This window comes from Streptomyces thermovulgaris, from assembly GCF_002155915.1.
In the GTDB taxonomy this organism is placed as follows: domain Bacteria; phylum Actinomycetota; class Actinomycetes; order Streptomycetales; family Streptomycetaceae; genus Streptomyces; species Streptomyces thermovulgaris.
On the sequence record NZ_MUME01000480.1, the window covers coordinates 1 to 6,185 of the forward strand.

Sequence of the window (6,185 nt, forward strand, 5' to 3'; positions counted from 1 at the left end):
CGTCCACCGGTCCGCGCCGCACCCGTCCCGACGGGCGCGGCAGCGGACCGGTGGACGGTGCGGACGGAGGATGGGACGGCGGGGCGGCGGTACTCCGGAACGGCGGCGACTGCATGGCGGCTCCCTTGGTGTCGTGGGGACACCGGGCGTTCCCCGGCCTTGATGCGGCGTCCGGTTCACCATCCGGCCCAGCACTCGACCCGGTGCCTGGTCCAGCGCTGACGCGGTGCTCGACCCCGTGCCGACTCGGCGTTCGACCCGGCACCAGCACCTGGTCCAGCTCCTGATGCAGCGCCTGATCCGGTGTCCGAAACAGGTTCTGAGGCAGCGTCCGACAGCGCGTCCGACATCGTGTCCGATTCGGCCGGAGCGGCCCGGTGTCCGGCACCGTAAAGGCGGCCGACGGACCACGGTATGGCCGGGAACCCCACAGTCCGCTTGCCACGACGGGCACGCGGAGAGATTGTGCCGCCGGAGGACGTCTGCTAGCCGGACGCCGGCAGCCGACCGGTAGGGCTGCCTCTCCACCACCTTCGGGCAGGGCAGGGTACGGCCCTCGGCCGGCCTCTGTGGTGAGACGCAGGCAGGTTCACGGCCCTCGCGGCCGGTCGGCGTCCGGGGTGTTCCGGGACGCCATCAGGGCCGCGTCGTCGAGCGGTTCGGGCGGTTCGGGCGGTTCGAGGGGGCCGAGCGGTCTGTGACAGGGCTGTGACCGGAGATGTGCCCCCCGTCACAGTCCTTCCGGTCCGCTCCTGATCGACTCTGTGCATGTACAGAGCCGCCTCCCTCGTCCTGCCCTTCGCCGCCGTGCTGCTGCTCGGGGGGTGCGGGGTCGAGAAAGCCGGTGCGCCGGGCGGGAATTCGGCCTCCGGCTGCCCCTCGAGGACGGCACCGGCTCCGTCAGGCCTGCCGTACCCGACGGGCGACGCCTCGGGTACGGAGCAGGACGGGGTCAGGATCATCGGCGTGGGCGGCGCTTCCTGCGACGAGGTCCGCTGGGAGGCCACGAACACCGGGAGCCGCACCTTCACCTACACCATCACCTTCGGCATCGTGTCGGACTCCGGGGCCGTGCTGAAGAGCGTGGAGCAGACCGTGCCGTCCGTGGAGCCCGGCAGGACCGTACGGCGCACCCTCACGCCCCCGGCCATGGGTGCGTACGGGGACGGCGGTGTGCCGTCCGTGCGCATCCTCAAGGTGCGCAGCGTGCCCGCCGACGAGACCCCGTCCGCGGCAGGCCCGTGCCCGGAGTCGGGAGTGCGGATGTACGCGGACCAGGGGGACGCCGCGATGGGGCTGCGGGTGGTGGGAATCCACCTGGAGAACTGCGGCACCGGCACCTACCGGCTCGACGGCCGTCCGCGGCTCCAGCTCCTGGACGAGGCTCACAAGCCCGTCGAGGGCGTACGGGTCCTGCAGGGCGGCAGCGGCATCGCCTCCGGCACCGGGGCCGACGCCCCGCCCCGGCCGCTGGCCCTGCGCCCCGGTGAGCGGGCGCGCACGACGCTGGTGTGGCGCAACACCGTCGAGCTGGGCGCCGGTGACCCCGTGAACGCCCCCTATGTGCGGATCTGGGCGAGGCCCGGCGCCGCACCGGTGACGGTCGTGACGGAGCTGGACCTCGGGACGACGGGGAAACTCGGGGTCGGCGCCTGGCAGAAGGACGAACGGAAGGCTCCGTCCTCCGGCCCGTACCCGTATCCGCACCCGACTCGTACTTGATCCCGTACTTGATCCCGTACTTGATCCCGGCCCCGGATCCGGACCCGTACTCATACCCGCGCCCGCACCCGTACCCGCACCCTCGTCCGCATCGCTCCCGCGGGGCTCCGTCCACCTCGAGAGGCGCCCCGGCTCACGGACCGGGCCGTGTCTCCGCTTCAGCCTCTCGTCGCCTCACCTGCTCGACCGGCAGTTCTGCACACAAATTCACTTGCATATGATGTGCAAGAACTAAGGACCTGTAATAGAGGGTGGGGAAGCATGGCGACGACCCGACGCATACGAGCCGCCGGAGCTGCCGTCGTTGCGACGGCGCTGGTGGCAGGGCTGGCGGCCTGTTCCGCCCCCACCGGCGGCGGAGGCGGCGGGGGAGCCGCCGATTCCGTCGTGATCGGGGTGGCCTCGGAACCGGACACCCTCAGCCCGCTGCTGGGCTACGGCAAGGACGGCAACTCCAAGATCTTCGACGGACTGCTCGCGCGCGACGCGGACCTGAAGCTGAAACCCGCGCTGGCGAAGGCGCTCCCCGAGGTCGACGACAAGGGGCTCACCTACACCTACACCCTGCGGGACGGGGTGAAGTTCAGCGACGGCGAACCGCTGACCGCCGCCGACGTGGTGTTCACCTACCGGACCATCCTCGACAAGAAGACGAACAACCCCTCCCGGAGCGAGCTCGACGCCATCAAGGAGGTGCGGGCGGAGGGCGACGACAAGGTCGTCTTCACCCTCAAGTACCCGTACGCGCCCTTCGCGGCACGCACGGTGCTGCCCATCGTCCCCGAGCACGTCGCGGGCGGACAGGACCCCAACACCGGCTCCTTCAACACCGAGCCGGTCGGCACCGGCCCCTACGTCCTGACCGGCTGGTCCAAGGGCGAGAAGCTCACGTTCAAGGCCAACCCCCACTACTGGGGCGGCGAGCCGAAGGTCAAGAAGCTGACCATGGCCATCGTCCCGGACGACGACGTCCGCGCCACCCGGCTGCGCTCCGGCGACCTCGACGGCGCGGTCCTCCCGCCCGACCTCGCCGCCACCTTCACGAACGACAAGGACAAGAAGACCTACCGGGCGAGGTCCTACGACTTCCGCGCCGTCACCCTCCCCACCGCCCACAAGGTCACCGGCGACCGCGCGATCCGCCGGGCCCTGGACGCCGCCGTGGACCGCCGGGCCATGGTCGACAAGATCCTCGACGGCGCGGGGCGCCCGGCGTACGGGCCGCTGCCCGTCGACGACCCCTGGTACACCAAGGACGTCGAACGCCCCCAGGACCTCGCCAAGGCCAGGCGCATCCTGGACGAGGCCGACTGGAAGCCCGGGGCGGACGGCATCCGGGTCAAGGACGGCCGGCGGGCCTCCTTCACCCTGCTCTACCCCTCGGGCGACAAGGTCCGCCAGGACCACGCCCTCGCCTACGCCTCCGACGCGAAGAAGGCCGGCATCGAGGTGAAGGCCGAGAGCGCCACCTGGGAGGTCATCGAACCCCGGATGAAGAACGACGCGGTCCTCGCCGGCTTCGGCAGTGTCGGCGACCCCGACTTCGGGCTGTACACCCTGCTGCACTCCTCCCTCGCCGGCGACGGCTTCAACAACATGGGCCACTACGACAACCCGACGGTGGACCGGGCCCTGGACACCGGCCGCCGCAGCCAGGACCGGGCCACCCGGAAGGAGGCCTACGCCACCGTTCAGCGCGCACTCGTGGCGGACCCGGGCTACACCTTCCTCACCCACCTCGACCACGTCTATGTGCTCGCCGACCGCTGGGACGGCCTGACCACGCAGCTGGAGCCGCACGAGCACGGCTTCGCCAGCGGCCCCTGGTGGAACGCGGAGACCTGGCGGCCGAAGAAATGAGCCCATTGCCCTGGGGAGCGATGGCCCGGCTGGTGGGACGGCGGGCGCTGTTCGCCGTCCCGGTCCTGCTCGTCGTCACCTTCGGCGTCTTCGCCATCGCCGCCGCATCCCCCTTCGACCCGGTCAAGGCGTACGGCGGCACCGCCGTGCTCGGCGCCGACCAGGAGACCCTGGACCGGCTGCGGACCAACCTCGGCGTCGACGAACCCTTCGTCGTGCGCTGGGGACGGTGGCTGGCCGGCGCCCTCACCGGCGACCTGGGCCAGTCGGCCGTGCTGCGGCAGCCGGTGGCCCAGGTCATCGGCGAACGCCTCGTGTGGTCCACGCTGCTGTGCGCGGTCGCCTTCGCCGTCGCCGTGGTGGCCGGCACCCTGCTCGGAGTGCTCGCCGCCCGCCGGCCCGGCTCCTGGACGGACCGGACGGTCACCTCGCTCGCCTACGTCCTGGAGGCCGCCCCGGTCTTCTGGATCGCCCTGCTCGCCGTCTGGCTGTTCGCCCTCCACCTGGGCGTCCTTCCGGCCGCGGGCCTGACCGACACCGCCAGCGAACAGGTCACCGCGGGACAGGTCGCCCGTCACCTCGTCCTGCCGGCCGGCGTGCTCGCCGTCTCCCAGCTGCCCTGGTTCACCCTGTACGTCCGTCAGGGCGTCGCCGACGCGCTGGCGGAGGAACCGGTGCGCGGCGCCCGCGCCCGGGGCCTGGGCGAACGCACCGTCCTGCTCGGCCACGCCCTGCGCTCCGGACTGCTGCCGGTCCTCACCCTGATCGGCTCCCGCGTCCCCGAACTCATCACCGGCGCCCTGCTCGTGGAGAGCGTCTTCAGCTGGCCGGGCATCGCCGCGGCGACCGTGGAGGCGGCCACCGCCGTCGACTTCCCGCTGCTGGCCGCCCTGACCACGCTGGCCACGGCCGCCGTCCTGGCCGGAAACCTCCTCGCGGACCTGTTGTACGGACTGATCGACCCGAGGGTGAAGCTCGATGACATGTGAAGCGACGCGTGATTCCCATGGCTGAGGCGGCAGTCGAGCCCGTATGGCGCTCCCGCGGCACCGGCCGCCGTTCCACGCACACCGTCCGGCTGCGCACCTCCGCGGCGCTGGTCGCCGTGATCGTCCTCGCCGTGCTGCTGGTGCCGCCGCTGGTCCGGCTCGACCAGCAGGCCGTCGACCTGTCCGCCAAGCTGCAACCCCCCTCCTGGGCCCACCCGCTCGGCACCGACGACGTCGGCCGGGACCTGCTGCTGCGCTGCGTCTACGGCCTGCGCGTCTCCCTGCTGGTCGGCGTGGCGGCGGCACTGGCGGCGACCGTCGTCGGCACCGCCGTCGGCGCCACGGCCGGAGCGCTGGGAGGCTGGGCGGACCGCGTCGTCATGCGGCTGGTGGACACGATCTCGTCCGTGCCCCACCTGCTGCTGGGCATCTTCGTCGTCGCCATGTTCCGGCCGGGCGTGTGGCCGGTGGTGGCGTCGATCGCGGCAACCCACTGGCTGTCCACGGCCCGGATCGTCCGCGCCGAGGTCCTGTCCCTGCGCTCCCGCCCCTACATCGACGCCGCCGTCTCCGGCGGCGCCTCCCGATGGCGGGTGGCGGTACGCCATCTGCTGCCCGGCGTACTGCCCCAGGCCGCGCTCGCGGCCGTCCTGATGGTGCCGCACGCCATGTGGCACGAGTCGGCCCTGTCGTTCCTCGGCCTCGGCCTGCCCGCCCACACCGCGAGCCTCGGCACCCTCATCCAGGACGCACGGGGCTCCCTCCTCGCCGGACAGTGGTGGCCCACCCTCTTCCCCGGCCTGTTCCTCGTCGTCCCGACCCTTGCCATCGCCGGTCTCGCCGGAGCCTGGCGGGAGCGGATCAACCCCCGTCGCCGATCGGAGCTGACGCTGTGAACGAGCGCCCCACCGTCCTGTCGGTCCGCGGACTGTCGGTGCGCTTCCTGATGCCCGGCGAACGCCGGATCGCCGCCGTCACCGACGCCCACTTCGACGTGGCGGCCGGGGAGTGCCTGGCCCTGATCGGCGAGAGCGGCTGCGGCAAGTCCGTCCTCGCCTCCGCCCTCCTCGGCCTGCTCCCCGCCAACGCCCAGGTCGCCGGGGAGGCCCGCCTCGGCGACCTGGAGCTGCTCTCCGCCGACGAACGCACCCTCGCCCGCCGGGTCCGGGGCCGCCTGATCGGCCTCGTCCCGCAGAGCCCCGCCGTGCACCTCACCCCCGTCCGCACCATCCGCTCGCAGCTGGAGGAAACGGTCGCCGAGCTGACCGGGACCCGGGGCCGGGCCGCCCTGCGCACCGCCGCCGAGGCAGCCGCCGCGCGCGCGGCCTTCCCCGCCGACCACCTCGACCGCTACCCCCACGAACTCTCCGGCGGTCTGGCCGGACGCGCCGCCCTCGCCCTCGCCCTCGTCGGCGACGCCCCCCTGCTGCTGGCCGACGAACCGACCACCGGACTCGACCGCCCCCTGGTGAACCACACGGTCGACGAACTGCGGCGCCACGTGGACACCGAGGACGGCACCGGACGCGCCCTGCTGATGATCACCCACGACCTGGCGGCAGCCGAACGCATCGCCGACCGGGTCGCCGTCATGTACGCGGGCCGCATCGTCGA

5 protein-coding genes are annotated in these 6,185 nt (G+C 72.6%); all 5 read left to right on the forward strand.

From position 1 onward, the window contains the following. Positions 1-768 precede the first annotated feature (768 nt). A complete protein-coding gene (locus tag CCN35_RS26575) occupies positions 769-1,722 on the forward strand; it encodes a DUF4232 domain-containing protein (protein ID WP_086794615.1) in 954 nt (317 codons plus the stop codon). A gap of 261 nt (positions 1,723-1,983) precedes the next feature. Continuing rightward, the gene (locus CCN35_RS26580; protein WP_086794617.1) at positions 1,984-3,582 is read left to right on the forward strand and encodes an ABC transporter substrate-binding protein; all 1,599 of its coding nucleotides are present in this window, start codon (positions 1,984-1,986) and stop codon (positions 3,580-3,582) included. 20 nt (positions 3,583-3,602) lie between these two features. After that, positions 3,603-4,571 (forward strand): ABC transporter permease, encoded by a 969-nt coding sequence (locus CCN35_RS26585; protein WP_067396525.1) that lies wholly within the window; start codon positions 3,603-3,605, stop codon positions 4,569-4,571. Positions 4,572-4,588: 17 nt separating this feature from the next. Next, on the forward strand, positions 4,589-5,467 hold the full coding sequence (locus CCN35_RS26590; protein ID WP_079129794.1) for an ABC transporter permease: 879 nt from the start codon (positions 4,589-4,591) through the stop codon (positions 5,465-5,467). A gap of 50 nt (positions 5,468-5,517) precedes the next feature. Continuing rightward, the coding region (locus CCN35_RS26595) for an ATP-binding cassette domain-containing protein (RefSeq protein ID WP_086794619.1) at positions 5,518-6,185 on the forward strand (668 nt) is incomplete at its 3' end.